General features: G+C 59.9%; 23 protein-coding genes. 12 read left to right on the top strand and 11 right to left on the bottom strand.

Annotation, left to right across the window (positions count from 1 at the left end):
- The first annotated feature begins 2 nt into the window (after positions 1 to 2).
- Both trkA and ACOKS3_RS00340 read left to right on the top strand, forming a co-directional pair.
- A complete protein-coding gene (trkA, locus tag ACOKS3_RS00345) occupies positions 3 to 1,376 on the top strand; it encodes a Trk system potassium transporter TrkA (protein ID WP_099816075.1) in 1,374 nt (457 codons plus the stop codon).
- Between the two features lie 11 nt (positions 1,377 to 1,387).
- Entirely contained in the window at positions 1,388 to 1,696 is a 309-nt protein-coding gene (locus ACOKS3_RS00340; protein ID WP_422764329.1) for a hypothetical protein, read from the top strand.
- Between the two features lie 117 nt (positions 1,697 to 1,813).
- Here ACOKS3_RS00340 and ACOKS3_RS00335 read toward each other — a convergent pair whose 3' ends face one another.
- On the bottom strand, positions 1,814 to 2,701 hold the full coding sequence (locus ACOKS3_RS00335; protein WP_085676573.1) for a lysophospholipid acyltransferase: 888 nt from the start codon (positions 2,699 to 2,701) through the stop codon (positions 1,814 to 1,816).
- Between the two features lie 40 nt (positions 2,702 to 2,741).
- Complete coding sequence (locus ACOKS3_RS00330; protein ID WP_103448375.1) at positions 2,742 to 3,293, bottom strand: DNA-3-methyladenine glycosylase I; 552 nt, start codon at positions 3,291 to 3,293, stop codon at positions 2,742 to 2,744.
- Between the two features lie 83 nt (positions 3,294 to 3,376).
- Between ACOKS3_RS00330 and glyQ the strand changes: the two genes are divergently transcribed.
- The 4 genes from glyQ (at position 3,377) to ACOKS3_RS00310 (ending at position 7,738) form a co-directional block, all read left to right on the top strand.
- Positions 3,377 to 4,324 (top strand): glycine--tRNA ligase subunit alpha, encoded by a 948-nt coding sequence (gene glyQ / locus ACOKS3_RS00325; protein WP_027592054.1) that lies wholly within the window; start codon positions 3,377 to 3,379, stop codon positions 4,322 to 4,324.
- A complete protein-coding gene (gene glyS, locus ACOKS3_RS00320; RefSeq protein ID WP_103448376.1) occupies positions 4,321 to 6,372 on the top strand; it encodes a glycine--tRNA ligase subunit beta in 2,052 nt (683 codons plus the stop codon). The genes glyQ and glyS overlap by 4 nt, the downstream gene beginning before the upstream one ends.
- Positions 6,373 to 6,375: 3 nt before the next feature.
- On the top strand, positions 6,376 to 6,903 hold the full coding sequence (gene gmhB / locus ACOKS3_RS00315) for a D-glycero-beta-D-manno-heptose 1,7-bisphosphate 7-phosphatase (protein WP_103448377.1): 528 nt from the start codon (positions 6,376 to 6,378) through the stop codon (positions 6,901 to 6,903).
- Between the two features lie 64 nt (positions 6,904 to 6,967).
- The gene (locus tag ACOKS3_RS00310; protein WP_103448378.1) at positions 6,968 to 7,738 is read left to right on the top strand and encodes a lysophospholipid acyltransferase family protein; all 771 of its coding nucleotides are present in this window, start codon (positions 6,968 to 6,970) and stop codon (positions 7,736 to 7,738) included.
- 177 nt (positions 7,739 to 7,915) lie between these two features.
- Here the strand turns inward: ACOKS3_RS00310 and ACOKS3_RS00305 are convergent, their stop codons facing one another.
- On the bottom strand, positions 7,916 to 9,535 hold the full coding sequence (locus ACOKS3_RS00305; protein WP_103448379.1) for an MFS transporter: 1,620 nt from the start codon (positions 9,533 to 9,535) through the stop codon (positions 7,916 to 7,918).
- 97 nt (positions 9,536 to 9,632) lie between these two features.
- Positions 9,633 to 11,279, bottom strand: a complete 1,647-nt coding sequence (locus tag ACOKS3_RS00300) for a GMC family oxidoreductase (protein WP_103448380.1) — start codon at positions 11,277 to 11,279, stop codon at positions 9,633 to 9,635.
- Positions 11,280 to 11,398: 119 nt separating this feature from the next.
- On the opposite strand from ACOKS3_RS00300, the gene ACOKS3_RS00295 reads away from it, so the two are divergent.
- A complete protein-coding gene (locus tag ACOKS3_RS00295) occupies positions 11,399 to 12,286 on the top strand; it encodes a LysR family transcriptional regulator (RefSeq protein WP_103448381.1) in 888 nt (295 codons plus the stop codon).
- On the opposite strand, the gene ACOKS3_RS00290 is transcribed toward ACOKS3_RS00295, so the two are convergent.
- The 3 genes from ACOKS3_RS00290 to ACOKS3_RS00280 are packed head-to-tail and all read right to left on the bottom strand — an operon-like array spanning position 12,275 to position 15,271.
- A complete protein-coding gene (locus ACOKS3_RS00290; RefSeq protein WP_422764330.1) occupies positions 12,275 to 13,093 on the bottom strand; it encodes a sulfite exporter TauE/SafE family protein in 819 nt (272 codons plus the stop codon). The two genes, ACOKS3_RS00295 and ACOKS3_RS00290, sit on opposite strands and share 12 nt — an antisense overlap.
- The gene (locus ACOKS3_RS00285) at positions 13,090 to 14,346 is read right to left on the bottom strand and encodes an NAD(P)/FAD-dependent oxidoreductase (RefSeq protein WP_422764331.1); all 1,257 of its coding nucleotides are present in this window, start codon (positions 14,344 to 14,346) and stop codon (positions 13,090 to 13,092) included. Before ACOKS3_RS00285 ends, ACOKS3_RS00290 begins: the two co-directional genes overlap by 4 nt.
- Before the next feature lie 40 nt (positions 14,347 to 14,386).
- Positions 14,387 to 15,271, bottom strand: coding sequence for an MBL fold metallo-hydrolase (locus ACOKS3_RS00280; RefSeq protein ID WP_422764332.1), 885 nt, complete (start codon positions 15,269 to 15,271; stop codon positions 14,387 to 14,389).
- 222 nt (positions 15,272 to 15,493) lie between these two features.
- Between ACOKS3_RS00280 and ACOKS3_RS00275 the strand changes: the two genes are divergently transcribed.
- Positions 15,494 to 16,783, top strand: a complete 1,290-nt coding sequence (locus ACOKS3_RS00275) for a sigma-54 interaction domain-containing protein (protein ID WP_422764333.1) — start codon at positions 15,494 to 15,496, stop codon at positions 16,781 to 16,783.
- A gap of 126 nt (positions 16,784 to 16,909) precedes the next feature.
- A complete protein-coding gene (locus tag ACOKS3_RS00270) occupies positions 16,910 to 17,314 on the top strand; it encodes an RcnB family protein (RefSeq protein WP_103448386.1) in 405 nt (134 codons plus the stop codon).
- A 556-nt stretch (positions 17,315 to 17,870) separates the two neighbouring features.
- Here ACOKS3_RS00270 and ACOKS3_RS00265 read toward each other — a convergent pair.
- Positions 17,871 to 19,021 (bottom strand): IS3 family transposase gene (locus ACOKS3_RS00265; RefSeq protein ID WP_087535084.1). Its coding sequence is split into 2 segments (ribosomal slippage): positions 17,871 to 18,787 and positions 18,787 to 19,021, totalling 1,152 coding nucleotides; the frame shifts between segments, so codons are not numbered across the junction.
- 304 nt (positions 19,022 to 19,325) lie between these two features.
- On the opposite strand from ACOKS3_RS00265, the gene ACOKS3_RS00260 reads away from it, so the two are divergent.
- The gene (locus tag ACOKS3_RS00260; RefSeq protein ID WP_012269855.1) at positions 19,326 to 19,853 is read left to right on the top strand and encodes a hypothetical protein; all 528 of its coding nucleotides are present in this window, start codon (positions 19,326 to 19,328) and stop codon (positions 19,851 to 19,853) included.
- 101 nt (positions 19,854 to 19,954) lie between these two features.
- Here the strand turns inward: ACOKS3_RS00260 and ACOKS3_RS00255 are convergent, their stop codons facing one another.
- From ACOKS3_RS00255 to ACOKS3_RS00245, 3 genes are all read right to left on the bottom strand, one after another.
- Complete coding sequence (locus ACOKS3_RS00255; protein ID WP_010951457.1) at positions 19,955 to 20,278, bottom strand: hypothetical protein; 324 nt, start codon at positions 20,276 to 20,278, stop codon at positions 19,955 to 19,957.
- A gap of 117 nt (positions 20,279 to 20,395) precedes the next feature.
- Positions 20,396 to 21,070: a heavy metal response regulator transcription factor gene (locus tag ACOKS3_RS00250; protein WP_003253420.1), complete on the bottom strand. Its 675-nt coding sequence runs from the start codon at positions 21,068 to 21,070 to the stop codon at positions 20,396 to 20,398.
- A gap of 488 nt (positions 21,071 to 21,558) precedes the next feature.
- Complete coding sequence (locus ACOKS3_RS00245) at positions 21,559 to 22,902, bottom strand: OprD family porin (protein WP_003253422.1); 1,344 nt, start codon at positions 22,900 to 22,902, stop codon at positions 21,559 to 21,561.
- Between the two features lie 403 nt (positions 22,903 to 23,305).
- On the opposite strand from ACOKS3_RS00245, the gene ACOKS3_RS00240 reads away from it, so the two are divergent.
- Together ACOKS3_RS00240 and ACOKS3_RS00235 are read left to right on the top strand one after the other, a co-directional pair.
- Positions 23,306 to 24,577 carry a TolC family protein gene (locus ACOKS3_RS00240; protein WP_010951456.1) on the top strand — a complete coding sequence of 424 codons (1,272 nt, stop codon included), beginning with the start codon at positions 23,306 to 23,308 and terminating at the stop codon, positions 24,575 to 24,577.
- Positions 24,578 to 24,645: 68 nt separating this feature from the next.
- Entirely contained in the window at positions 24,646 to 25,896 is a 1,251-nt protein-coding gene (locus ACOKS3_RS00235) for an efflux RND transporter periplasmic adaptor subunit (RefSeq protein WP_010951455.1), read from the top strand.
- Positions 25,897 to 25,911: the final 15 nt, after the last annotated feature.

Below are 25,911 nucleotides of genomic sequence, written 5' to 3'. Positions count from 1 at the left end.
GGATGAAGATCATCATCCTCGGCGCAGGGCAGGTAGGCGGTACGCTGGCGGAACACCTGGCCAGTGAAGCCAACGACATCACCGTGGTCGATACCGATGGCGACCGCCTGCGCGACCTCGGCGACCGTCTGGACATCCGTACCGTGCAGGGCCGCGGCTCGCTGCCGACGGTGCTGCGCCAGGCCGGTGCCGACGACGCCGACATGCTGGTGGCGGTGACCAACAGCGACGAAACCAACATGGTCGCCTGCCAGGTGGCCTATACGCTTTTCCACACCCCGACCAAGATCGCCCGGGTGCGCGAATCGGCCTACCTGACCCGCGAAGAGCTGTTCGACAACGACCACATCCCGGTCGATGTGCTGATCAGCCCCGAGCAGGTGGTGACCAACTACATCAAGCGCCTGATCGAACACCCAGGCTCGCTGCAGGTGATCGATTTTGCCGAGGGCAAGGCCCAGCTGGTGGCGGTGAAGGCCTACTACGGCGGCCCGCTGGTGGGCCAGCAGCTGCGCCAGATCCGCGCGCACATGCCCAACGTCGATACCCGCGTCGCAGCGATCTTCCGCCGCGACCGGCCGATCACCCCACGCGGCGACACAGTGATCGAAGCCGATGACGAAGTGTTCTTCATCGCGGCGAAGAAGGACATCCGCGCCGTGATGGGCGAGCTGCGCCGCATCGACGAGACCAACAAACGCATTGTCATCGCCGGGGGCGGGCAGATTGGCGAGCGCTTGGCCGAAGCCATCGAGAGCCGCTACCAGGTGAAGATCATCGAGATGAGCGCGGCACGCTGCCGGCACCTCTCCGATACCCTGGAAAGCACCGTAGTGCTGCAGGGCAGCGCCTCGGACAAGGACCTGATGCTCGAAGAGAACATCGCCGACGCCGACATCTTCCTGGCCCTGACCAACGACGACGAAGCCAACATCATGTCGTCGCTGCTGGCCAAGCGCCTTGGCGCGGGCAAGGTCATGACCATCATCAACAACCCGGCCTATGTCGACCTGGTGCAGGGCGGCGAAATCGACATCGCCATCAGCCCGCAGCTGGCCACCATCGGCACCTTGCTGGCGCACGTGCGTCGCGGCGATATCGTCAGCGTGCACTCGCTGCGCCGCGGTGCGGCCGAGGCCATCGAGGCGGTGGCGCACGGCGATTCGAAGTCGAGCAAGGTGGTCGGCAAGGCTGTGGAAAACATCGCCTTGCCACCGGGCACCACCATCGGCGCGATCATCCGCGACGAGGAAGTTCTGATCGCCCACGACGACACGGTGATCGAGTCGGGCGACCATGTGATCCTGTTCGTTGTGGATAAAAAGCACATTCGCGATGTGGAGAAGCTGTTCCACGTCGGCTTGAGTTTCTTCTAGGAGAAGACGGCATGCGTGAATCGCTGGAGAAAATGCTGGCCAAGGGTGTGGATAACCCGCTGCTGAGGTTTGGCCTGGGCAAAGCCTGGCTGGACGAGGGCAATGGCGCAGAAGCGGCGGTGCACCTGGTGGTGTGTGTGGAGCAGGATCCGAAGTACTCGGCGGCCTGGAAGCTGTTGGGGAAGGCGTATCAGCTGGTCGGTGACCTGGCGGCGGCGCGCAAGGCGTGGGAAGACGGGATTGTTGCGGCTCAAGCCCATGGGGACAAGCAGGCTGAGAAAGAGATGACCGTGTTCCTGAAGAAATTGAACAAGGTCTGAGATCGCCGGGGCTGCTTTGCAGCCCATTCGCGGGGCAAGCCCGCTCCTACAGGAGACCGCGATTCCTTGTAGGAGCGGGCTTGTCCCGCGAATGGGGCACAAAGTGCCCCCAGGGACTCAATACCAGCGCGGCTCGCCTGCCGGGCGCTTCTTGAAGCGCTTCATGCTCCACATGTATTGGCTCGGGTACTCGCGCACATAGCGCTCGACCACCTTGCTCATGGCCGCTGCCGATACGTTCACGTCGGTGCTGTACATCTCTTCCGGCGCCGCCTCCAGGAACACCTTGAAGCCCGACCCGTCCGGCAGCCGCAGCGCGTGCAGGAACACCCCCACCGCCTTGCCACCGGCCAGCATGTTCGGCACGAACTTGCTGGTCAGCGCCTGCGTGCCCAGAAACGGCACGAACACCCCCGCCGATTCCGCCGGCTCCGGGTCGGCAGGAATACCCACCTGCCCGCCGCGGCGCACTTCCTTGATCACGCTAAGGATGCCTTCCTTGGTCGAAGGCGCCACGCGGTTGCCCATTTGCACTCGCTGCTCGCGCAGCAGGTCGTCCACTGCCTTGAGCTTCGGCGGGCGGTAGAAGATGATCGGTTTGCACTGGTTGCAGTAGAAGTGGTTGAGCACTTCCCAGTTGCCCAGGTGGCTGGTGATACCAACCACGCCCTTGCCCGAAGCCAGGGCCTGCTCCAGCACTTCCAGGCCGTGCACTTCCTTGACCAGCTCCAGCGAACGCTGCGGCGGCCAGATCCAGGCACAGGCGCTTTCGACGAAGGATTTACCGATATCCTTCAGTGCACGGCCGACCAGTTGCTCGCGTTCGACCGGATCCATCTCCGGGAAGCACTTGGCCAGGTTGATGCGCACGACATTGCGCGAGCCGTTGGGGACTTTCCACATCAGCCAGCCGATACCGGCGCCGACGCGCTGCACAGCGCCCCAGGGCAGCTTGGCAAACAGACGCAGCACCCCGACCATCAGGGCGCCCTTGAACTTTTCCACAGGCAATTCCTTATTTCAGCAAGGCGCGCATTGTAACCCCTCAGCGCAACAAGGCGGCGTAGCGATCGCAATCGGTGGTGTGGTCCATGACCATGCCGGTCGCCTGCATGAAGGCGTAGCAGATGGTCGGGCCGACGAAGGTGAAGCCAGCTTTCTGCAGGGCCTTGCTCATGGCCTTGGCTTCGTCGGTGACCGCCGGCACGTCGCCACGGCCCTGGAAGTGGTTGATCTTCGGCTCGCCGCCCACGAACGACCAGAGCCAATCGGCGGGGTTATCCACAGCCAGCCAGGCCTGCGCGTTGCGCCGGGCAGCCTTGAGCTTGAGGCGGTTGCGGATGATGCCCGCATCCAGCATAAGCTCCTCGATTCGTTCGTCGCTCATGGCCGCCAGTTTCACGGGGTCGAAGCCATGCATCACCTCGCGATAACGCTCGCGTTTGCGCAAAACGGTGATCCACGAAAGCCCCGCCTGGAACCCTTCGAGCAAAAGCATCTCGAACAGCAACGCCGGGTCACGCTGTGGCGTTCCCCATTCCTGGTCGTGGTAGGCCTGGTACAACGGATCGTCGGTACACCAAAAGCAGCGTGGCATAAGGCTCCAATGAGTAGAGGGCGAGGCGAATCAGGTTATACTCCCGCTCTTTACATCCGCATCCCCAGATACAGGTGAATTTCGTGAGCCAGCCTACGCCAGCCGTGCGTACCTTCCAAGACCTGATCCTCGCCCTGCAAAACTACTGGGCAGCTCAAGGTTGTGTGGTACTTCAGCCCTACGATATGGAAGTAGGCGCCGGCACTTTCCACACCGCTACATTCCTGCGCGCCGTGGGTCCAGAAACCTGGAACGCCGCCTATGTGCAGCCTAGCCGTCGCCCTGCCGACGGGCGGTATGGCGAAAACCCCAACCGCCTGCAGCACTACTACCAGTTCCAGGTGGTCCTGAAGCCGAACCCGGCCAACTTCCAGGAGCTGTACCTCGGCTCGCTGAAGGCCATCGGCCTGGACCCGCTGGTCCACGACATCCGCTTCGTCGAAGACAACTGGGAGTCGCCGACCCTGGGCGCCTGGGGCCTGGGCTGGGAAATCTGGCTGAACGGCATGGAAGTCACCCAGTTCACCTACTTCCAGCAGGTCGGTGGCATCGAGTGCTACCCGGTCACCGGTGAAATCACCTACGGCCTCGAGCGCCTGGCCATGTACATCCAGGGCGTGGACTCGGTCTACGACCTGGTGTGGGCCGACGGCCCGTTCGGCAAGGTTACCTACGGCGACGTGTTCCACCAGAACGAGGTGGAACAGTCGACCTACAACTTCGAGCACGCCAACGTCGAGAAGCTGTTCGAACTGTTCGACTTCTATGAAAGCGAAGCCAACCGCCTGATCAAGCTGGAGCTGCCGCTGCCGACCTATGAAATGGTCCTGAAGGCCTCGCACACCTTCAACCTGCTGGACGCCCGCCGCGCCATCTCGGTAACCGAGCGCCAGCGTTACATCCTGCGCGTACGTACCCTGGCCCGGGACGTGGCGCAAAGCTATCTGCAAGCCCGTGCACGCCTGGGCTTCCCGATGGCCACCCCTGAACTGCGTGACGAAGTGTTGGCGAAGCTGGAGGCTGCACAATGAGTGCTCAAGATTTCCTGGTAGAACTGGGCACCGAAGAGCTGCCACCCAAAGCCCTGGCCAGCCTCGGCGACGCCTTCCTGGCCGGCATCGAGAAGGGCCTGCAGGCCGCTGGCCTGAACTACACCAGCAAACAGGTGTACGCAGCGCCACGCCGTTTGGCCGTACTGATCCGCCAGCTCGACGTGCAGCAGCCCGATCGCAGCATCAACGTCGACGGCCCGCCCATGCAGGCGGCCTTCAAAGACGGCGAGCCGACCCAGGCTGCCCTGGGCTTTGCCAAGAAGTGCGGCGTAGAGCTGGCCGAAATCGACCAGAGCGGCGCCAAGCTGCGCTTCTCCCAGCACATCCCGGGCAAGGCCACCGCCAGCCTGTTGCCGACCATCGTCGAGGATTCGCTCAACGACCTGCCGATCCCCAAGCGCATGCGCTGGGCCGCCAGCCGTGAAGAGTTCGTGCGCCCAACCCAGTGGCTGGTGATGCTGCTTGGCGACCAGGTGGTCGACTGCACCATCCTGTCGCAGAAGGCCGGCCGTGAATCCCGTGGCCACCGCTTCCACCACCCGGAGAACGTGGTCATCACCACCCCGGCCAACTATGTTGAAGACCTGCGCAAGGCCTACGTGCTGGCCGACTTCGCCGAGCGTCGCGAGCTGATCAGCAAGCGTACCGCCGAGCTGGCCATGCAGCAGGAAGGCAGCGCCATCGTGCCGCCGGCACTGCTGGACGAAGTGACTGCCCTGGTCGAATGGCCGGTGCCGCTGGTGTGCTCGTTCGAGGAGCGTTTCCTCGAAGTGCCTCAGGAAGCCCTGATCACCACCATGCAGGACAACCAGAAGTACTTCTGCCTGCTGGACAGCGAAGGCAAGCTGCTGCCGCGCTTCATCACAGTGGCCAACGTCGAGAGCCGTGACCCCAAGCAAATCGTGCAGGGTAACGAGAAGGTCGTGCGCCCGCGCCTGACCGACGCCGAGTTCTTCTTCAAGCAGGACAAGAAGCAGCCGCTGGAAACCTTCAACGAGCGCCTGAAGAACGTGGTGTTCCAGGCCCAGCTGGGCACTGTCTACGACAAGGCCGAGCGCGTTTCCAAACTGGCTGCCTTCATTGCCCCGCTGATCGGCGGTAACGCCCAACGCGCTGGCCGTGCCGGCCTGCTGTCGAAGTGCGACCTGGCTACCGAGATGGTCGGCGAATTCCCTGAAATGCAGGGTGTTGCCGGCTACTACTACGCGCTCAACGACGGTGAGCCGGAAGACGTCGCCCTGGCCCTGAACGAGCAGTACATGCCGCGCGGTGCTGGCGCCGAGCTGCCGCAGACCCTCACCGGTGCTGCCGTGGCCATCGCAGACAAGCTCGACACCTTGGTCGGCATCTTTGGCATCGGCATGCTGCCCACCGGCAGCAAGGACCCGTATGCCCTGCGTCGTGCCGCCCTGGGCGTGCTGCGCATCCTGATCGAGAAGCAACTGGACCTGGACTTGAGCGCTGCGGTCGAGTTCGCGGTCAAGCAGTTCGGTGCCAAGGTCAAGGCCGCAGGCCTGGCCGAGCAGGTGCTGGAGTTCATCTTCGACCGCCTGCGTGCACGCTACGAAGACGAAGGCATCGACGTTGCCACCTACCTGTCGGTACGTGCCCTGAAGCCGGCTTCTGCCCTGGACTTCGACCAGCGCGTGCAGGCAGTGCAGGCCTTCCGCAAACTGCCGGAAGCCGAAGCCCTGGCCGCGGTGAACAAGCGTGTGTCGAACCTGCTGAGCAAGGCCGAAGGCGCCATCGCCGACCAGGTCGAGCCGAAGTACTTCGACAACGCCAACGAGTTCTCTCTGTACTCGGCCATCCAGCAGGCCGACCAGGCCGTGCAACCGATGGCAGCCGCTCGTCAGTACAGCGAATCGCTGGCCCGCCTGGCGGCCCTGCGTGACCCGGTCGACGCCTTCTTCGAGGCGGTGATGGTCAACGCCGAAGACGCCAAGGTCCGTGCCAACCGTTATGCCCTGCTCAGCCGCCTGCGCGGCCTGTTCCTGGGCGTGGCCGACATTTCGCTGCTGGGGTAAGCCTTGAAACTGCTGATTCTCGATCGTGACGGGGTGATCAACCAAGACTCCGACGCCTACATCAAGACGCTGGAAGAGTGGATCCCGATCCCTGGCTCGGTCGAGGCCATCGCGCAGTTGAGCAAGGCGGGCTGGACGGTGGCAGTTGCCACCAACCAGTCCGGCATCGCCCGTGGCTATTACTCGCTGGCAACCCTCGAGGCCATGCACGCGCGCCTGCGCGCGCTGGTGGCCGAGCAGGGCGGCGAGGTGGGCCATATCGTGTATTGCCCGCACGGGCCGGACGAAGGCTGCGAATGCCGCAAGCCCAAGCCTGGCATGCTGCGGGCGATCGCCGAGCATTACCAGGTGGGCCTGGAAGGCGTCTGGTTTGTCGGCGACAGCAAAGGTGACCTGGAGGCCGCCCTGGCCGTCGGTGCACAACCCGTGTTGGTGAAAACCGGCAAGGGTGAGCGGACCCTGGAAAAAGGCGTCCCGGAAACTACACTGATTTTCGACGATCTGGCAGCCATCGCCAGAGAAATTATTTAAACAACAATGCGCCCTCGGGCGCATTTCTCCCAGGCGGGCACGCCCCGCAACGGTACTTGCCACTATGTCGATCCTGCAGGCGATCAGAATCTTTCTTTTTTACCTGCTGCTGGGCACCAGCTCGCTGCTGTGGTGCTCGCTGAGCTTCTTCGTCGCGCCGTTCTTGTCGTTCCCCAAGCGCTACAAGTTCATCAACGTGTACTGGTGCCGTTGCGCACTGTTCCTGGTGCGCACCATCCTCGGTATCAACTACAAGGTCACCGGTGCCGAGAACGTGCCAGATGAGCCCTGCGTGATCCTGTCCAACCACCAGAGCACCTGGGAAACCTTCTTCCTTTCCCAGTACTTCTCGCCGCTGAGCCAGGTGCTCAAGCGTGAGCTGCTGTATGTGCCGTTCTTTGGTTGGGCCATGGCCATGCTGAGGCCGATCGCGATCAACCGCGACAACCCCAAGGAAGCTCTGCGCCAGGTGGCCAGCAAGGGTGACGAGTTGCTCAAGCAGAAAACCTGGGTGCTGATCTTCCCGGAAGGCACCCGTGTGCCGTTCGGTACTATGGGTAAATTCTCCCGGGGCGGTACCGCACTGGCCGTGAATGCCGGGTTGCCAGTGCTGCCAATTGCCCACAACGCTGGCAAGTTCTGGCCCAAGACGGGTTGGGGCAAGCGCTCGGGCACCATCGAGGTTGTGATCGGCAAGCCGATGTACGCTGAGGGCAGCGGGCCACGGGCCATTGCCGAGCTCAACGACCGTGCTGCGACGTGGAACGAAGCGACCCAGCGGGCCATGGGCTCGCTGCCGCCAGTGGACGAAAAACCGCAGGAGCAGATGGCCTGATCATCTGTGGATAACTTGTGAACAGTTTGTTCATGAAGCGCCTGGATACGAAGCTAAGTGTATGAATTAGCTGTTTATTTCTCGGTGTGACATTTTTCTGAAAAACGTGCATAAGTTTTTTGGAGGCATAAGAAAACCGGCTTTTACAGCCGGTTTTTTTATGGCGTGGTGATGGCGTCAGACTTTGTCGATATCCACGTCCTTGGTTTCTTTCAGGCAGAAGATTCCCACCACCAGGCTGATGCCGGTCACCAGCACTGGGTACCACAGGCCGTAGAAGATATCCCCGGTATACACCACCAGCGCGAACGACACCGTTGGCAGGAAACCGCCGAACCAGCCGTTGCCGATGTGGTAGGGCAGCGACATCGAGGTGTAGCGGATGCGGGTCGGGAACAGCTCGACCATCACCGCTGCCAGCGGCCCGTAGGTCATGGTCGCGATCAGGATCATTGCCACGATCAGCACCACCACCATCACCTGGTTGACCTGCCCCGGGTCTGCCTTGGCCGGGTAACCCGCCTGATCGATCGCCGTGCGCATGGCCGCTTCATCGAAGCCGTTGATGGTCTTGTCGCCAATGTTCACCACCACATCACTGCCGGCCACGTTCACCGAGCTGTACGGCAAGCCCTGCTTGACCAGGAAGGTCTTGACCTTGTCGCACGGGCTGTCGAAACGCGCCTTGCCAACCGGGTCGAACTGGAAGGTGCAGCCTTGCGGGTCTGCGGTGACCACGATTGGCGCCTGGCGGCTGGCCGCATCGATCTGCGGGTTGGCGTAGTGGCTCAGGGCCTTGAACATCGGGAAGTACAGCACGGTGGCCAGCAGCAGGCCGAGCATCAGGATCGGCTTGCGCCCAATGCGATCGGACAGCCACCCGAAGAACACGAAGAACGGCGCACCGATGACCACGCTGATGATCAGCAAGGTGTTGGCCTGCGCTGGGTCCATCTTGAGCATCTGGGTCAGGAAGAACAGCACGTAGAACTGCGCCGTGTAGAAGGTCACGGCTTGCCCGGCATTGATACTGAACAGCGCGGTGAGCACGACCTTCAGGTTGGGCCAGGAGGTAAACGATTCGCGGATTGGCGACTTGCTGACCTTGCCCTGGGCTTTCATTTTCACAAAGGCCGGCGACTCGTGCATGCTCATGCGGATCCAAGTGGAGATCGCCAACAGGAAAATCGACAGCAGGAACGGCAGGCGCCAGCCCCAGGTTTCGAACTGATCACCACTGATGTAGCGACTGCCCAGTACCACCAGCAATGACAGCAGCAGGCCCAGGGTCGCAGTGGACTGGATGAAACCGGTGTGGAAGCCACGCTTGCCGGGTGGCGCGTGCTCAGCCACGTAGGTGGCAGCACCGCCGTATTCACCGCCCAGTGCCAGCCCCTGGAGCATGCGCAGAATCACCAGAATGATCGGTGCCGCGATGCCGATGCTGGCGTAGGTGGGTAGCAGGCCGACGGCGAATGTCGACAGGCCCATCAGCACGATGGTCACCAGGAAGGTGTACTTGCGCCCGATCATGTCGCCCAGGCGGCCAAACACCAGCGCACCGAACGGCCGCACCAGGAAGCCGGCGGCAAAGGCCATGAGGGCGAAGATGAAGGCCGTGGTGTCATTCACCCCGGCGAAGAACTGCTTGCTGATGACAGCAGCCAGCGCCCCATAGAGAAAAAAGTCATACCACTCGAACACAGTCCCGAGGGATGACGCGAAAATGATCTTGCGTTCTTCACGACGGCTGGAGGTACTCGCCGTCGCACCCTGCTCTTGGATGTAATCCGACATCGTTGCTGTCCTCGGCCCGCAGGCCACAGTGATTATTCTTGTTGTTCCACTGTCGGCAGCTTGTGACCGCGAGCTGCCGGTGTTGCACGCTCCCGGGTCAGGGGGTCGGTACTGCGTCTTCGTTCAGGTAGGTCTGGGTCGCGGCTCCTTTGAGGATCAGTTGCGCCGCCTTCTCGGCGATCATCAGGGTGGGGGAACAGGTATTGCCGGAGGTGATCCGCGGCATGATCGAGGCATCGGCCACACGCAGGCCAGGGATGCCGTGCACGCGCAGCTGGTTATCCACAACGTCCAGCTCGCCGTTGCCCATGCGGCAGGTACCGACCGGGTGGAAGATGGTGGTGCCGATCTTGCCGGCCGCGTCGAACAGTTCTTCCTCGGTTTGCAGGGACGGGCCTGGCAGATACTCTTGGGGATTGAAAGCGGCGAGGGCAGGGGCCTGGACGATGCGCCGGGTCAGACGGATGGCATCGGCGGCAACGCGCAGGTCCTCGGGGTCGCTCAAATAGTTGGGATCGATCAGCGGTGTGCTGTTCATGTTCGCGCTGCGGATATCGATGCGCCCACGGCTGGCCGGGCGCAGGTTGCACACCGAGGCGGTGAAGGCCGGGAACGGGTGCAGCGGCTCGCCGAAGCGCTCCAGTGACAATGGCTGCACGTGATACTGCAGGTTGGCTGTGGCCTGCTCCGGGCTCGACCGCACGAAGGCGCCCAACTGGCTCGGAGCCATTGCCAGCGGGCCACTGCGGTTGTAAAGATAGCGCAGGCCCATGCCCAGCTTGCCCCACAGGCTGTTGGCCATCTGGTTGAGGGTGCGGGTGTTGCGAATCTGATAGATCAGCCGCAGTTGCAGGTGATCCTGCAGGTTGCCGCCAACGCCAGGCATGTCGTGGCGCACACCGATACCCAGGCTTTCGAGCAGCTTGCGCGGGCCGATGCCCGAGCGCTGGAGGATGCCGGGCGAACCCACGGCGCCAGCACAGAGGATGATCTCGCGACGCGCAGCAAACTCGTGCCAGGCACCTTGCCACTGCGCCTTGACCGCACGGGCACGGGTGTTGTTCAACAGCACCTGGTCAACCTCCACGCCGGTCAGCACGGTGAGGTTGGGACGGTCCTTGATTGGCCGCAGGAAAGCCTTGGAGGCGTTCCAGCGCACGCCGCTGCGCTGATTGACCTGAAAGTATCCACAGCCCTGGTTGTCGCCGGTATTGAAGTCGTCGACCTTGCCGATGCCACTCTGCTCGGCGGCGTCACGGAAGGCATCGAGGATCGGCCAGCTGTAACGCTGGCGCTCGACCCGCCATTCACCCTCACCGCCATGGTGTTCGCTGGCGCCGGCAAAATGGTTCTCGCTGGCCTTGAACAGCGGCAGTACATCCTTCCAAGCCCAGCCCTCGTTGCCTTGCTCGGCCCAATGGTCGTAGTCGGCGGCCTGGCCACGCATGTAGATCATGCCGTTGATGGACGAACAACCACCCAGCACCTTGCCCCGTGGATATCCCAAGGCGCGACCGAGGAGGCCGGGCTGTGCTTCGGTCTTGAAGCACCAGTCGGTGCGGGGGTTACCGATGCAGTACAGGTAACCGACGGGAATGTGAATCCAGGGATAGTTGTCGCGGCCGCCAGCTTCGAGCAGCAGGACGCGGCAGGAAGGGTCGGCGGACAAACGATTGGCCAGCAGGCAGCCGGCGGGACCAGCGCCTACGACCACGTAGTCGAAGACAGAATCGGCTGATGGCATGTGCAACCTCGCGCCTGATTATTATTCTTGTCCCGATCCATCTTAGTGAGTAATTTCGCCAAGGAAACACGAGATTTCACGCAGCCGTTGTGCGTTTTAGCACAGCCCTAAGGATCAACATGTTCGACTGGAACGATCTGCGGTTTTTCCTCGAGTTGCAGCGCAGCGGCCGTCTGCTCACGGCAGCCAAGCGCCTCAATACCACCCACAGCACGGTCGCCCGGCATATCGAGAGCATCGAGAAGAGCCTGGGCACGCCACTATTCGTGCAGCACGCCCAGGGCTATGAACTGACCCCCTCGGGCCAGGCGCTGCTCAAACACGCCGAAGCCATGGAGAACGTTGCCCTGCTGGCGCAGGAAGAAATCACCCAGGCCATTACCCCGCTGGGCAAGATTCGCCTGGGCGTCACCGAAGGCATCGGCATCATGTTCTTCACCCCGCGGATGAGCGAGCTGTTCACCCGCTATCCGGGGCTTGAGGTGGAGCTGGTGGCGGTACCGCGCTTCGTCAGCATCCTCAACCGCGAAGCGGAGATCAGCATTCATCTGGAGCGGCCAAACGCCGACCTGCTGATCACCCGCAAGCTCACCGACTACCGCCTGGCACTGTACGCCAGCCAGGACTACCTGGACCGGGCGCCCCCACTGCGCAACCGCGAGGACCTGGCCCGGCACAGCTGGATCGGCTACGTCGATGACCTGCTGTTCAGCCAGGAACTGCTGTTTCTCAACAGCTTCTGCCGCGCGCCGAACGTGGCCTTCCGCAGTACCAGTGTGATTGCACAGCAAACCGCCGCACGCGCAGGGCTGGGCATCGCCGTGCTGCCGAACTACATGGCTCGCCATGACCCAACGCTGGTGCGCGTGCTGCCCAGCGAGACCATCCAGCGCAGCTACTGGATCTGTACCCGTCGCGAGTTGCACAAGTCGGTGCGCCTGCGGGTGGTGTGGGACTACCTGCTGGCGCTGTGCGCGGCGGAACAGGACGAGCTGCTAGCCGAATAGCGCCTTGCCGACCAGCAGCACGGCCGCCAGCCAACCGGCGACAGCGAACATCTGCTGCAGGCGAGGCCCGGCGATTTTTGCCGCCAGTGGTCGGGCCAGCAACAGGCCGATCACCGCACCGATGGCAAAAGGTGCGCCGATCCGCCAGTGCATCACACCAGCAAGGCTGGCGCTGACCACGCTCCCCGTGGAAACCAGCGCGATCACGGCCAGTGAGGTCGAGACGATGCTCTTCATGCGCAGGTTGGTGTAGCGGTTCAAGGCGGGGATGATCACAAAGCCGCCGCCAACCCCCAGCAGGCCGGAGAGCAAGCCAGACATGGCCCCGGTAAATGCCAGGGCGCGTGCGCAGGGTAACGTCCAGCGCAAGCGCCCCTGCAATGGGTTCAACACGCAGGGCTCGATGTAGCGATGGGCTTCGCTGCCTTCGCCGCGCAGCTCTTTGACCGCCTTGCGCCAGATGCGCAGGCAGGCATAGATCAGCACCGCAGCGAACACCAGCGCCAAGGGTGTATTGGGCAAGCGGTGAGCCAGCATCAGGCCGAACGGTGCCGCCGCGATACCGATCAAGGCGATGAAGAGGGCGGCGCGATAACGCACCAGCCCCTCGCGCAAGCCGAGTACCGCACCCACCGCCGCAGCAAGCCCCACGGCGAGAAGCCCGATGGGGGCCGCTTCGACCATCGACAGGCCCAACCCGAACACCAGCAGCGGCACCGCCAGGATGCCACCACCGGCGCCGGTCAGCGCCAGCACTGCACCGATGATCGCGCCCAAGCCAGCGCCCAGCAGTTGATGTTCGATCACTGTGCGGCCTCGGTGTCCAACGGTTGCGGGCGCGCCAGCCACTCACGGCCTTTGAGCATCCCCTGCCAGTACAACGGCGGCAACACCCGTGCCTTGAGCAGCCAGGCCAGGCGTGTCGGCTGGCGTCCATCGAGCAACCAGCGAGGGAAGCTCGGTGCGACCTTACCGCCATAGGTGAACTCGGCCAGGACGATCTTGCCGCGCTCGACGGTCAGTGGGCAGGAGCCATAGCCGTCGTATTGGGCCAGGGTCGGGAGGCGGCCCAGTGCTACCAGCACGTTGTTGGCGACCACTGGCGCCTGCTTGCGCGCAGCCGCAGCAGTCTTGGCATTGCTGGTGTTGGCCACATCGCCCAGTGCGTGGACGTTGCCGAACTGACGGTGGCGCAAGGTATGCGGATCGACGTCGACCCAACCGGCTGCATCGGCCAAAGGGCTCTGACGGATGAAGTCCGGGGCAACCTGTGGCGGCACCACGTGCAGCATGTCGAAGACTTCGGTACGGGTTTCACTGCTGCCGTCGGGTAGCGTACGAACGAAAGTGGCACGCTGGTTGGGCCCATCCACGGCCACCAGTCGATGGCTGTAATTGAGGTTCACGCCGTACTTGTCGATGTAGGCCATCAAGGCTGGCACGTAGTCGGGAACGCCGAACAGCACGGCACCGGCATTGAAGAAACTGGCTTTCACGTCGCCCAGCCGACCACTGCGCAGCCAATGGTCGCAGGACAGGTACAGTGCCTTTTGCGGCGCGCCAGCGCACTTGATCGGCATCGGCGGCTGGGTAAACAGGGCATGCCCTTGCTTGAGCGTTTGCACCAGCTCCCAGGTGTAAGGTGCCAGGTCGTAGCGGTAGTTGGAGGTGACACCGTTGCGGCCAAGGGTTTCGCTGAGCCCGTCGATCGCGTCCCAGTCGAGCTTGAGGCCGGGGCAGACCACCAGCTGTTCATAACTGATGGCGCGACCTCCCTCCAGGGTGACCAGCTGGGCAGCGGGGTCGAAGCCGTGGACACGTGCCTTGATCCAACGCACGCCGCGCGGGATGGCGGAGGCCATGGTGCGGGCGGTGCTCGGCGCTTTGAAAACGCCGGCGCCGACCATGGTCCAGCCTGGCTGGTAGTAGTGCACGTCGGCAGGGTCGATCAGGGCGATATCCAGTGAAGGGTCGCGGGCAATCAGGCTGGAAGCAGTGGCGATACCGGCGGCACCGGCACCGATGATGACCACCTTGTGGTGGTCGTTATTGGCAGGCATGGCAGTCAATCCTGGAATTTCTGGTAATGGGGCAGGGCAGTCAAAGTTTATTCAGCGGGATCTTCAGGTAGCTCACGCCGTTTTCTTCAGGCTCGGGGAGCTGGCCGCTGCGCATGTTCACCTGCACCGATGGCAGGATCAGCACGGGCATGTCGAGGGTCTTGTCGCGGGCTTCGCGCATGGCCACGAAGCTGTCCTCGTCGATACCTTGATGGATGTGGATATTGCTGGCGCGCTGCTCGGCCACCGTGGTGACGTACTGCATCTCGCGCCCGCCTGGCAGGTAGTCGTGGCACATGAACAACTGGGTCTGGTCGGAGAATGCCAGCAGCCGGCGGATCGAGCGGTACAGCGTTCGGGCATCGGCGCCGGGGAAGTCGCAGCGAGCGGTGCCGTAATCAGGCATGAACAGGGTATCGCCGACGAACACCGCCGTCTCGCCAGCGTCCACGACCATGTAGCTGATACACGCGGGCGTATGCCCCGGTGTATGCAACGCACGGGCATGCAGGTTGCCGATGCTGAAACCCTCTTCATCTTCGAAGAGCACATCGAACTGACTGCCATCCCGGGCGAAGCCTGGCTCGGCATTGAACAACGTGCCGAAGACTTTCTGGACCTGCGTAATGTGCGCGCCGATGGCCGTGTGGCCACCGAGCTTGGCCTTGAGGTAGGCCGCTGCCGAGAGGTGGTCAGCGTGCACATGGGTTTCCAGCACCCACTGCACCTTGGCGTGCAGCTCAGTCACGCGCTCGATCAGACGATCCGCGGACGCGGTGCAGGTGCGACCGGACTTGGGGTCGTAGTCCAGCACGCTGTCGATCAATGCGCACTGAAGAGTTTCACGGTCCATGACCAGGTAGCTGATGGTCGAGGTCGCCTTGTCGTAGAAGGCGTCCACGTGAAGGTTGTTGCCGATGATCATCACGTTCTCCAAATTGTCTGCCTCGCCTTGTACAGGCGTAGGCAGTGGATGGAGATTTATCAAGATGCATGCCAGGCATTTTCAGACGCCATGAGCAGTAAAAGCAGCACCTGATACCAACAATTTCCGACATTGGCAGTAGATTTGGCAGTCGACTGTCAGCCAATGGCAGTGTTTGGCAGTCCTTGTTACCCTGCGCCAGGTTATCCAAACGGTGTCGTCATGCCTGAATCTCATTCACTCATCCTAGCTCTGGTTTCCTACCTTGAGCACGATGCCCTGCCTACCATCGTGCTGGACACCGACTACAACATCCTCGCGGCCAATGCGGCATATCGCCGGCAGTTCGGTCGAGACGAACAGGCCCCTCTGGGTGAGAAATGCCATCGAGTGTCACATCACTACGCCGTCCCCTGCGATCAGGCAGGTGAGCAGTGCCCGATGCGCAAGGCGTGGGACAGCAAAGTGCCGGAGCGTGTGCTGCATATTCATCACACGCCGCGTGGCCCTGAGCATGTGGATGTCGAACTGCGGCCGATCCTGGATGAGCAGGGCAGGGTGGTGGCCTTCGTAGAGCGGCTTACCAGCATTACTCTGGCTTCCGCGCAACCTCAAGAACAAGGGCTGGTCGGGCGAGCGCCTGCTTTCAAGACCGCGTTGGCCAGCCTGCAGCGTGCGGCACCCGCGCAAATTCCTGTACTACTCCAGGGCGAATCGGGTACTGGCAAAGAACTGTTCGCCCGCGCTATTCACATGGGTAGCCCACGGGCCAATGGCCCGCTGGTCGTCGTCGACTGCACCGGCCTGACCGAGTCGCTGTTCGAGAGCGAGCTGTTCGGCTACGAGAAAGGTGCTTTCACCGGCGCCAACCAACGCAAGATCGGCTTGGCCGAGGCTGCCCATGGCGGCACGCTGTTCCTCGACGAAATCGGCGAAGTGCCGTTGGCGATGCAAGTCAAGCTGCTGCGCCTGATCGAGTCCGGGAGCTTCCGCCCGGTTGGCAGCCTGCGCACCGTGCATTCGGATTTCCGCCTGGTTTCGGCGACCCATAAACCACTGAAGAAAATGGTGGCAGAAGGGACGTTCCGAGAAGATCTGTATTACCGCATCAGTGGCTTCCCGATCCGTCTGCCGGCTTTGCGCGAGCGCGTGGCGGATCTGCCATTGCTGGCCGAGAGCCTGCTTCAGCGCATGGCTGGCAAGCCGACGCCCAGTCTGACCGAGGAAGCGCTGAAGCAACTGACGCTGCATGCGTTCCCCGGGAACATTCGCGAGTTGCGCAACATCCTGGAAAGGGCTCGGCTGTTTGCCGATGACGGGCTGATCCGGCCTGAGCATCTGCCGGAAGAGGTTGGGCCACAACAGGCACTCGGCATGAGCAGAGGACGAAACGACCTAGGTGATCTGGCGCAGGCGCTGGAGCAATTCCAAGGATCACGCAGCGAGCTGGCCCGCCATCTTGGCCTGAGTGAGCGCACCTTGTATCGCCGCTTGAAAGCGCTGGGTTTGTAGTCCGCTGACCTTTACCTGACCTTTACCTCTGCCCTTACATTGTGGGGAAAAGTTTGTGGTCTGATCAGTTAACCGCACCAGGCAGACGTATTACCTGCCGGGCGTTAACAGGCAGAGGATCCGCAAATGAAGAAAGCCCTAACCGTACTCTGCGCCGCGCTTGTGCTCAGCACACCCTTGGCCAGCTTCGCTCAACCGGGCCCGGACCGCTACGACGACGGCCCATCCCATCAGGGCTACCCGTCACACGGTAAACCCGAGCGACATGACCGCCATGACGGCGAGCGCTACCCGGCCTACCACAACCCGAACTTCCGCCCTGAAGCGGGCATGCCGATGCCACATCAGCAGTGGCATCGAGGCTATGTGGTGGAACCGCGTTACCGCGCCGACCGCTACTGGGTAACCGACTGGCGCGCGCGCCATCTGTACGCACCACCACATGATCATCGCTGGTTGTACGTGAACGGTGACTATGTGCTGGTGGCAATTGCCACTGGCGTGGTCGTCAACGTGCTCTCCGGTTACTGATTCCGACAGCCACAAGAAAGCCCGCGTCAGCGGGCTTTCTTGTTTCACGTGGAACATGGCGCCCCGAAGTAAAAAAAAGGCCCGCTTGAGCGGGCCTTAGTTCTTGAACGGCTGCTGTAGGTTCACAAAATAGGTGATAGGCCAGACCCCGTGAAATTGGAATCTTCGCCATTTTTTTTGTGAAATGAAGGGGTGCTTTTCACAGAAAAGCCGAGAAATCCCTACTCACCAATCACAAAAGTTGATTGGCCTGGAAAGGGCCGTTTACGACCGACGCGTGACTTTTCGGTAAGGGATGAGGAGTAGTCGCAGCGATCCTTTAGCTCCTAGTCTGGCGACCTTGGGTTCAGAATCCGACTGGCAATGCCCGCCGTCACTACTTCAGAGGAACCAGCTTCCTCTGCTGCCAAAATTGCGGGGGGCTCATGCTGGTACCCAGGCCCGACAAATGCGCAGTTGCAGCCCTCAATTGCAAGGCTATCCAAAGCGGCACGCGTGTCAATCAAGATCTGATGCATGACGATGGCCGGCCTCACGGTGAATCGCCCCTGGTTTTCTAGACACTCTCCAAGCTCAGGAAATAGCGTTTCTCATACTCTACTGGAGACAGCTGCATAGCACTGCTGTGTCGGCGTTTAGGGTTATAGAACATCTCGATGTAATCGAAAATATCACTTCGGGCTTCTTCACGGGTTGTGTAGATCTTTCGTCGGATTCGCTCTCGCTTCAAAAGCTGGAAAAAGCTCTCGGCTACGGCATTGTCGTGGCAGTTTCCCCGCCGGCTCATGCTGCTGATTACATTGTTGGCCTTCAAAAAGCTTTTCCAATCCGAGCTACTGAACTGACTGCCTTGATCTGAGTGAATCATAACTTGCTGCTGAGGCTTGCGTCGCCAAACAGCCATCAACATCGCGTCGATAGCCAGGTCGCTGCACATCCTTGGCTTCATTGACCAACCAATTACTTGGCGTGAGAACAGATCCAGCACTACCGCGAGGTAGAGCCACCCTTCATAGGTGCGGATGTAAGTGATATCTGTCACCCAGACCTTGTTCGGCTCACTTACCTTGAACTGCCGCGCGAGGTGGTTGGGCGAGGCCACTGTTGGTTTTCCACCATAGAACCCTGGACGCCGCCGATAGCCCGTTTGAGAACGCAGTCCCTCCGCCTGCATCAAGCGCCTGACTCGATTTCGGCCGCATTCCTCTCCCAGCTCACGCAGGTCATCGTGAATTTTGCGGTAGCCGTATACACCTCCGCTTTCCAGCCAAGCGTGTTTGATCAAGCCAAGCAGACGTTGATCTTCTTTTGCTCGGGCAGATTGAGGCTCGGCCAGCCAGGCGTAATAGCCGCTGGGGTGCACCTTGAGGGTTTGGCAAAGGCGCCGCACCGGGTAATCAGTCGAGTGCTTCTTGATGAAGGCGTACTTCAGCCGCACTCCTTGGCAAAGTACGCGGCGGCCTTTTTTAAGATGTCTCGCTCTTCCGTCACGCGCTTGAGTTCAGCGCGTAGCTTGCGCAGTTCGGCCTGCTGATCGTCGTCTTGCTGACGCTGCTCTTGGGGCTTGCTGTAGACCTTGATCCAGGCGTAAAGACTGTGCACGGACATGCCCAGGCGCTGGGCGACATCGGCGACAGGTTTGCCTTTCTCGGTCACTTGCTTGACCGCTTCGATCTTGAATTCTTCGGGGTAACGCTGACGACTCATGGCACCTCCTATTTGGGCCTCATTATGAGGCTTGGAGGTGTCTACGAAACCAGGGGCGATTCAGGTTCCGTCACTCGATGAGTTGCTGACAGCAGCCAGTCCTCCAGAGCTCTGACGGCGGCGGGGTGGCCGCATCGTTGCCACGCAGGTAGATGAGAATTTCTCAGCAAGCTACCCAGCCAGGGGAAGGACATGAGATCCCCTGCGCAATTCAGGACCGTTGAAGCGTCACCTCTCTTCGGGTAAAAGCATGACCGTCATACAACGCTACAACAGCGTCATACCCGAGAGCATAGGAAGAAAAATGTCGATCCAAGGACTAAAACGATACTTTGGAAACAAGATTCACGCAGTGATAATGATGGCCCCGCTTAAGCGGGAAATGATACGCCTCGGCATATGCACCCTTATGGCGATTATTCTGAATATCATCTTGTATACCGGCGTTGAAGTAGACGGCACCATCAAGCCGTGGGCAGAAACCCCGATAAAACTGTTTGCATCGTCGATGTTATTCGCCTTCATGATCAAGGCTTTTCTGCCAGTTCTCGGCTGGACGATACTGAAAGCAATGCTGTTGAGTGCGAACAATGCCTTCAGCGGCATACTGAGTTTTTTGGGCAATCAGTTCACAGGCGTCATGTACTGTACCGGAATTATTATGGGTTCTATCACGATTAAATTGTATATGGTTTCCGGGGTTTTAGACTCTGAGTTTGCTTATCTGTCCGCAATCGTATTTGCTTCCGGGGTTTTATATTTCTATGTGCTGCAATGCGCCATTCAAAAAACAATGAGTCCGGCCCTGCGTACACCAGCAGTACCGCGTTAAACCACTAGGCTGTGACTATTCATCTCTGGTGCTCAGTAGGCGCTCGCTCTGCTGAACCCTCACCCATACACAACCATTAATGGACTGGCCCGCCTTCGACTTTATGAAGAAGGCGAGCGAGCACGTGACTGATTGCGCATGTATTCCGAGATGAGACTTTCGAAATTGATGTCCGCCTCCTCAACGAGAATATTGACGTGACAGTACAGCTCTTCAGGACCTCTGAGATAATTGAAAATCCTTGATCTAACGATGCCGCAAACCCCTTCTTTGACCGCCGTAGAGGGGAGGTTGATAACATCGCCAACGCACGGGATAAGAGCTAGGCCATGGTCGCTGTTGAAGACAATGTCAGCTGGACAGGCATCAATGCTGGCATCGGATTGTCCTTGCGAAACCTGCTGATAATCAATGCTATACCTCATGTACAGCCTACCTCATTTGTTGAGTGAGGAATCAGCGCCGCGGATCGTAAACAGAAACCTCAAGTTCGCAAGCGACGGGAGCATGTAGCGGATTTTCGGTACTAGAGAGCTTGGCAACTATCGTTTTTCAAGCACATACCCTACGCCCCGAAGCGTATGTATCAGTTTGGTCTCGAAAGGGTCATCTATCTTGGCTCTGAGTCTTCGAATCGACACCTCTACAACGTTTGTGTCGCAGTCAAAATTCATATCCCAAACCTGCGAAATAATTTGGGTGCGGCTCAGCACCACACCGGTATTACGCATCAGGTAATGCAGTAACGCGAATTCTTTCGTGGTCAGGTCAATGCGCTGACCGTCCCTGAATGCCCTGTGCCGGCTCTGATCAAGCTCCAGGTCAGCGACGCGAATGACCTCTACGGATGCAGGGTGATCTGACCTGCGCATCAAGGCGCGAACCCGGGCCAGCAGCTCAGGGAACTCAAATGGCTTGATCAGGTAGTCATCTGCTCCGTTCTCCAGCCCCCGGACCTTATCCGCCAGCCGGCTTCTCGCCGTCAGCATCATGATACGGGAAGGGCAGTTTTTACGACGCAACAACTCAAGGACCTGCCAACCGTCCATCTCTGGCAGATTTATATCCAGGATAATCAGCTCATATTCGTGCTGCTTAGCCAAGAATAATCCATCTGACCCGGTGTGGACGCAATCTACGACATAGCCACATTCCGTCAGACCTTGACGCACATACTCCGCAGTTTTTACTTCATCCTCAATTACCAGAATTCGCATGGGATTTTGTCTCGATATCACTGAGCAATTAACCGCGCACGCGCGCCGGCATTATTGAAAGGGATGGTAAATCAAAATGAGCGTGCCGGGGCTCAAATGACGGATTTGTAATTTCTAGGTAATACAGTTGATAGTCTGGCGGTATATCTTGTCGCGGTTTGGGTTTGACAGTTGCGGGCCCTCTCTCCAGCAGGTGATTTGACCTTATGAAGTATTGGGTTATTTTCTTCTTTGTGCTGGCTTCGTTCCGCTCAGATGACGGCGAGGTCGCTCACATTGAAGAGACTGGTCATTGGTGTAGTCATGAACTTCACCGGCATGCGATGCGTACAATCGAACGCCTACTTGAATTTTAGGCAAAAAAAGGCGCCCAATGGGCGCCAAATATCCACCTTTTACCAAAGGAGCACTTAAGCCACTCAAGGTGAATTCGTAATGCTCGTTTTACTAATAGGACCAGTTAATGAATAACTGGTCCAGTTAGCGAATTACAGAATCGAAAGCGGGTACTCAATGATCACACGGGTTTCATCCAGATCCGATTCGAATGCAGTGGCACGTGTGGTTGCCTGGCGCAACCGGAAGGACAGATCTTTTGCTGGACCGGTTTGGACAACGTATTTGACTTCGACGTCACGCTCCCAACGCTTCTGATTGTCGAGCGGGTTGCCGTTGTCATCAGTGCGCATGTAGAACTGGTTAGCGTTCGAGTAATCCGCGCCCGAGCCTCTGGCGTAGCGGGTCATGAACGTCAGGCCTGGAATGCCGTAGCTGGTGAAGTTCAGGTCATAGCGCAGCATCCAGGAACGCTCTTTCGGCGAGTTGAAGTCGCTGTACTGGATGGAGTTGTCGACGAAAATCGAGTCCGACTGACGCAGGTAGTCAAAATCGTCGTCGCCGTTGTTGCGCTGGTGCGACAGGGCTAGGGTATGGGCACCGTAACGCACGCCGACCTTGGCACTCCAGATGTTGTTGTCGAATTCACCCAGGCGCTTCTTACCTTCATCTACGGCTTTGTAGTAGTTGAAGCCACCGATCAGCGCCAGATCGTCGCTCAGCGGGTAAACCACGCTGGTGCCGGCGTAGTACTGATTCCAGACGTCTTTCAGCTGGCTGGCGTAGACGCTCACAGTCCAGTTGTCGTTGATCGAGTAGTCACCGCCACCGTAACCGATCCATGGCGAGTTGACCGGGCCGCCGTAGAACGTCACGAAGTTGTCGTTCAGGTTGCTTGAGACCGGCTGGCTCATCGCATGCAGACGACCACCCTGCAGGGTGAGGCCTTGGATGCTGGTGTTCTCAACGGTCACGCCGCGGAAGCTTTCTGGCAGCAGGCGAGAGTCGCCGGATGCAACGACCGGAGTCGATGGGAAAACATCACCTACTTTCACGATGGTATCGAACAAGCGGACTTTGGCTGCGCCGCCGACCTTGGTGTATTCGTCGCGAGCTTCGCCCTTGTTATCAACGGGTAGCACGTCGAAGGAGCTACGGCCGCCGTTGCGCCCATCACCGGTGTCGAGCTTGAGGCCGATCATGGCGAAGGCATCAACGCCAAAGCCAACGGTTCCCTGGGTAAACCCAGAGTTGAATTTGCTGATGATCGCGTGCGCCCAGGCTTCGGAGTAGCCGTTGGTGTTGCCCTTGCCACTGTTATAAGTGGGGGCAGTGCTGTCGCGGTTATCACGGTTGAAGTAGAAGTTACGGTTCAGCACTGTAAGGCTGCTGCCTTCAATGAAGCCTTCTGGCTTGTCTTCTGCCTGTGCCGAAATAGCATAGCTTCCAGACAGCGCAGAAACTGCCGCCAAATACAGTGGTACTTTGATTTTCATCCGATGCTCCTTTGATTCACGGCAGTTTTTATTATGTTTACCGGCGCGGGTGTCGTTAATTGTTCTGACCAGGCGGCGCGCCTAGCGTAGCGCGAGCTCATATTTGCAGGCCGAAGATAACGGGGGGGTGATAGGAAAATTACAATTTCGTCATCTACCTGTTGTTCGGGCCTTCGCACCGCGTGTTTGCCATCTCCGTTGCTTGTAACGAAATCATCGTGTCGGGTTTGGTTTCCCAGTATTTTCGGGCATTACAGGACATTCTTACGGAATTGTAATTTTCTAGCCACCCCTCTGATAGCTACCGCTCATTAGAGTGCCATCACCTAATCAAGTGGGGCTTGGCAGCTGTTTCGGCGTTCTCGCCAAGCTTTATCGAAGTTTGTGCACGAGGACCATCAAAGTGCCCCGGTATAACCGCAATGTCTTACCCAAGACCCCCGTCTCGCCCTGGAAGATCGCTGCACTCTGTGCAGTCATCTCTGGGTTGATGGCGCCTGCAGCCCTTGCCCAAAGCATCAGCTTGCCCCAGGCGCTTTCGACGGCCATGGATGCCAACCCAGACCTGGCCGCGGCCAGGCAAGAAATTGGGATCGCTGATGGTGCTCGCAAGCAGGCCGGGCTTATCCCCAACCCCACAATCTCGTATGACGTGGAAGACACCCGTCGTAACACCAGCCAGACGACTGTCTCTCTCAGCCAGACCCTTGAGCTGGGCGGTAAGCGGGGGGCTCGTGTTGACGTCGCCACATACGGGCAGACCGCCGCACAGCTTGAGTTAGACCGTCGCGTTAACGGCCTGCGTGCAGATGTCGTCCAAGCCTTTTACGCCGCGTTGCGGGCCCAGACAGGTCTCGACCTGGCCAAGCAATCTCTCGAACTGACTGAGCGCGGTCTTCGCATCGTCGATGGCCGTGTTCGCGCAGGTAAGTCGTCCCCAGTGGAGGCGACCCGCGCTCAAGTGCAACTGGCCGAAGCCCAGCTGCAAGTTCGACGTGCAGAAACGGAAAAAGCGACCGCTTACCAACAGCTCGCTCAAATTACCGGGAGCTCAGTCACCGTGTTTGATCGACTCGAATCGCCAACCCTCTCCCCGGGCTTGCCACCTCGCACTGAAGATCTGCTGGCTAAGCTCGACCAAACAGCAGAAATGCGTCAGGCCGTGGTGCAGATAGACAAGAGCGATGCCTCGCTCGGCTCAGAGAAAGCTCAGCGTATCCCGAACCTTACTGTCAGTGTAGGTAGCCAGTACGACCGCTCTGTGCGCGAGCGGGTCAACACTGTGGGCCTGTCTATGCCTTTGCCGCTGTTCGATCGTAACCAGGGCAACATTCTTTCCGCTTCTCGTCGTGCAGATCAGGCCCGGGACCAGCGCAATGCTGTTGAGCTGCGCCTGCGCACCGAAACCCAAACCGCGTTGAACCAATGGTCCACCGCCATGCAGGAGGTCGAGTCCTACGACAAGACCATTCTGCCTTCAGCCCAACAAGCCGTAGAGACCGCAACCCGCGGCTTCGAGATGGGCAAATTCGGTTTCATCGAAGTGCTGGATGCCCAGCGCACCTTGATCGTCGCTCGTGGCCAATACCTCGAATCGTTGGCAGCGGCGACCAATGCGCGTGCGCAGGTGGAAAGGGTTTATGGCGAAGTCGGCTCAACCGCCGGCACTCGCTGAACGGGCCAAACATTTTCTTCGGCACACAGCCTTGAACAAGCCGGTGCCTACGATCAGCAGGAGTAGCAATGGATAACAAACGCAAGATCGCCCTCGCGGTAGCCGCTGTGGCAGCCCTCGGATTTGGCAGCCTTGCCTGGAACAACAGTTCCGGACAGCAGGCCGCCAGTACTGCCGAGCATGGCGCTAACGATGGCCATGGCGACGAAAAGAAAGCCGCATCTGCCGCCAAAGAGGAAGGTGATGAGGGCCATGGTGAAGAAGGCCACAGCGAAGAGGGCGGTGAAGAAGAGGGCAAGCTGACGCTCAGCGCTGAACAGATCAAGGCCGCTGGTGTTGCCCTGGAAGCTGCAGCGCCTCGTGACCTCGGTACCGTCGTGAGCTTCCCTGGCGAAATTCGCTTCGACGAAGATCGTACTGCCCACGTGGTTCCTCGTGTTCCTGGCGTTGTTGAGGCTGTCCAGGCCAACCTGGGCGAGACGGTCAAGAAAGGGCAAGTCCTCGCGGTAATCGCCAGCCAGCAGATCTCTGACCTGCGCAGCGAACAACAGGCCGCACAGCGTCGCGTCGAACTGGCGCGTGTGACCTTCGAACGTGAGAAGCAACTGTGGCAGGACAAGATCTCTGCAGAGCAAGACTACCTCCAAGCACGCCAAGCGCTGCAAGAAGCGGAGATCTCCTTGGCCAACGCCAAGCAGAAGGTCGGCGCAATCGGTGCCTCGGTTAACTCCGTTGGCGGTAATCGTTACGAGCTCCGCGCTCCCTTCGACGCCGTGGTAGTGGAGAAACACCTGACCGTCGGCGAAGTCGTCAGCGAGGCGACCAACGCCTTCATCCTTTCCGACCTGAATCAGGTCTGGGCGACCTTCGCAGTTCCGCCGACAGATCTGGGCAAGGTCACGACTGGCCGTGCAGTGAAAGTCTCTTCGCCTGACATGAACGTCGAGGTCGAAGGGAAGGTGGGTTATGTCGGCAGCCTGCTGGGCGAGCAAAACCGTGCAGCTACTGTCCGCGTCACCTTGACCAACCCCAACGGCGCCTGGCGTCCAGGCCTGTTCGTAAACATTGCGGTCACCTCCCAGACCGATCGAGTTGCCGTAGCGGTCCCTGAGCACGCTGTGCAGACCGTTGAAGACAAACCTTCGGTATTCGTACGCACCCCAGATGGCTTTGACACCCGCCCGGTAAAACTGGGTCGCCGCGACAATGGGTACGTGGAAATCATCGACGGTATTGAAGCCGGCGCCCAGGTAGCAACCAGTGGCAGCTTCACACTCAAGTCCGAGCTCGGCAAAGCTTCTGCCGAACACGGTCACTGATGCGAACTGACAGGA

Source organism: Pseudomonas sp. HS6-2 (assembly GCF_049325675.2).
In the GTDB taxonomy this organism is placed as follows: domain Bacteria; phylum Pseudomonadota; class Gammaproteobacteria; order Pseudomonadales; family Pseudomonadaceae; genus Aquipseudomonas; species Aquipseudomonas putida_N.
Note: the sequence above shows the minus strand (reverse complement) of the source record. Positions and strands in the feature narration are given on the sequence as shown.

What these genes read in the sequence shown, in the direction of transcription:
- ACOKS3_RS00260 (WP_012269855.1), top strand. Translation starts at nt 19,326, where the DNA reads ATGTCGATCCAAGGACTAAAACGATACTTTGGAAACAAGATTCACGCA.
- ACOKS3_RS00275 (WP_422764333.1), top strand. Translation starts at nt 15,494, where the DNA reads ATGCCTGAATCTCATTCACTCATCCTAGCTCTGGTTTCCTACCTTGAG.
- ACOKS3_RS00285 (WP_422764331.1), bottom strand. Translation starts at nt 14,346, where the DNA reads ATGCCTGCCAATAACGACCACCACAAGGTGGTCATCATCGGTGCCGGT.
- ACOKS3_RS00280 (WP_422764332.1), bottom strand. Translation starts at nt 15,271, where the DNA reads ATGATCATCGGCAACAACCTTCACGTGGACGCCTTCTACGACAAGGCG.
- ACOKS3_RS00310 (WP_103448378.1), top strand. Translation starts at nt 6,968, where the DNA reads ATGTCGATCCTGCAGGCGATCAGAATCTTTCTTTTTTACCTGCTGCTG.
- ACOKS3_RS00305 (WP_103448379.1), bottom strand. Translation starts at nt 9,535, where the DNA reads ATGTCGGATTACATCCAAGAGCAGGGTGCGACGGCGAGTACCTCCAGC.
- ACOKS3_RS00235 (WP_010951455.1), top strand. Translation starts at nt 24,646, where the DNA reads ATGGATAACAAACGCAAGATCGCCCTCGCGGTAGCCGCTGTGGCAGCC.
- glyS (WP_103448376.1), top strand. Translation starts at nt 4,321, where the DNA reads ATGAGTGCTCAAGATTTCCTGGTAGAACTGGGCACCGAAGAGCTGCCA.
- ACOKS3_RS00295 (WP_103448381.1), top strand. Translation starts at nt 11,399, where the DNA reads ATGTTCGACTGGAACGATCTGCGGTTTTTCCTCGAGTTGCAGCGCAGC.
- ACOKS3_RS00340 (WP_422764329.1), top strand. Translation starts at nt 1,388, where the DNA reads ATGCGTGAATCGCTGGAGAAAATGCTGGCCAAGGGTGTGGATAACCCG.
- ACOKS3_RS00300 (WP_103448380.1), bottom strand. Translation starts at nt 11,279, where the DNA reads ATGCCATCAGCCGATTCTGTCTTCGACTACGTGGTCGTAGGCGCTGGT.
- ACOKS3_RS00255 (WP_010951457.1), bottom strand. Translation starts at nt 20,278, where the DNA reads ATGAGGTATAGCATTGATTATCAGCAGGTTTCGCAAGGACAATCCGAT.
- ACOKS3_RS00250 (WP_003253420.1), bottom strand. Translation starts at nt 21,070, where the DNA reads ATGCGAATTCTGGTAATTGAGGATGAAGTAAAAACTGCGGAGTATGTG.
- ACOKS3_RS00245 (WP_003253422.1), bottom strand. Translation starts at nt 22,902, where the DNA reads ATGAAAATCAAAGTACCACTGTATTTGGCGGCAGTTTCTGCGCTGTCT.
- trkA (WP_099816075.1), top strand. Translation starts at nt 3, where the DNA reads ATGAAGATCATCATCCTCGGCGCAGGGCAGGTAGGCGGTACGCTGGCG.
- ACOKS3_RS00270 (WP_103448386.1), top strand. Translation starts at nt 16,910, where the DNA reads ATGAAGAAAGCCCTAACCGTACTCTGCGCCGCGCTTGTGCTCAGCACA.
- ACOKS3_RS00330 (WP_103448375.1), bottom strand. Translation starts at nt 3,293, where the DNA reads ATGCCACGCTGCTTTTGGTGTACCGACGATCCGTTGTACCAGGCCTAC.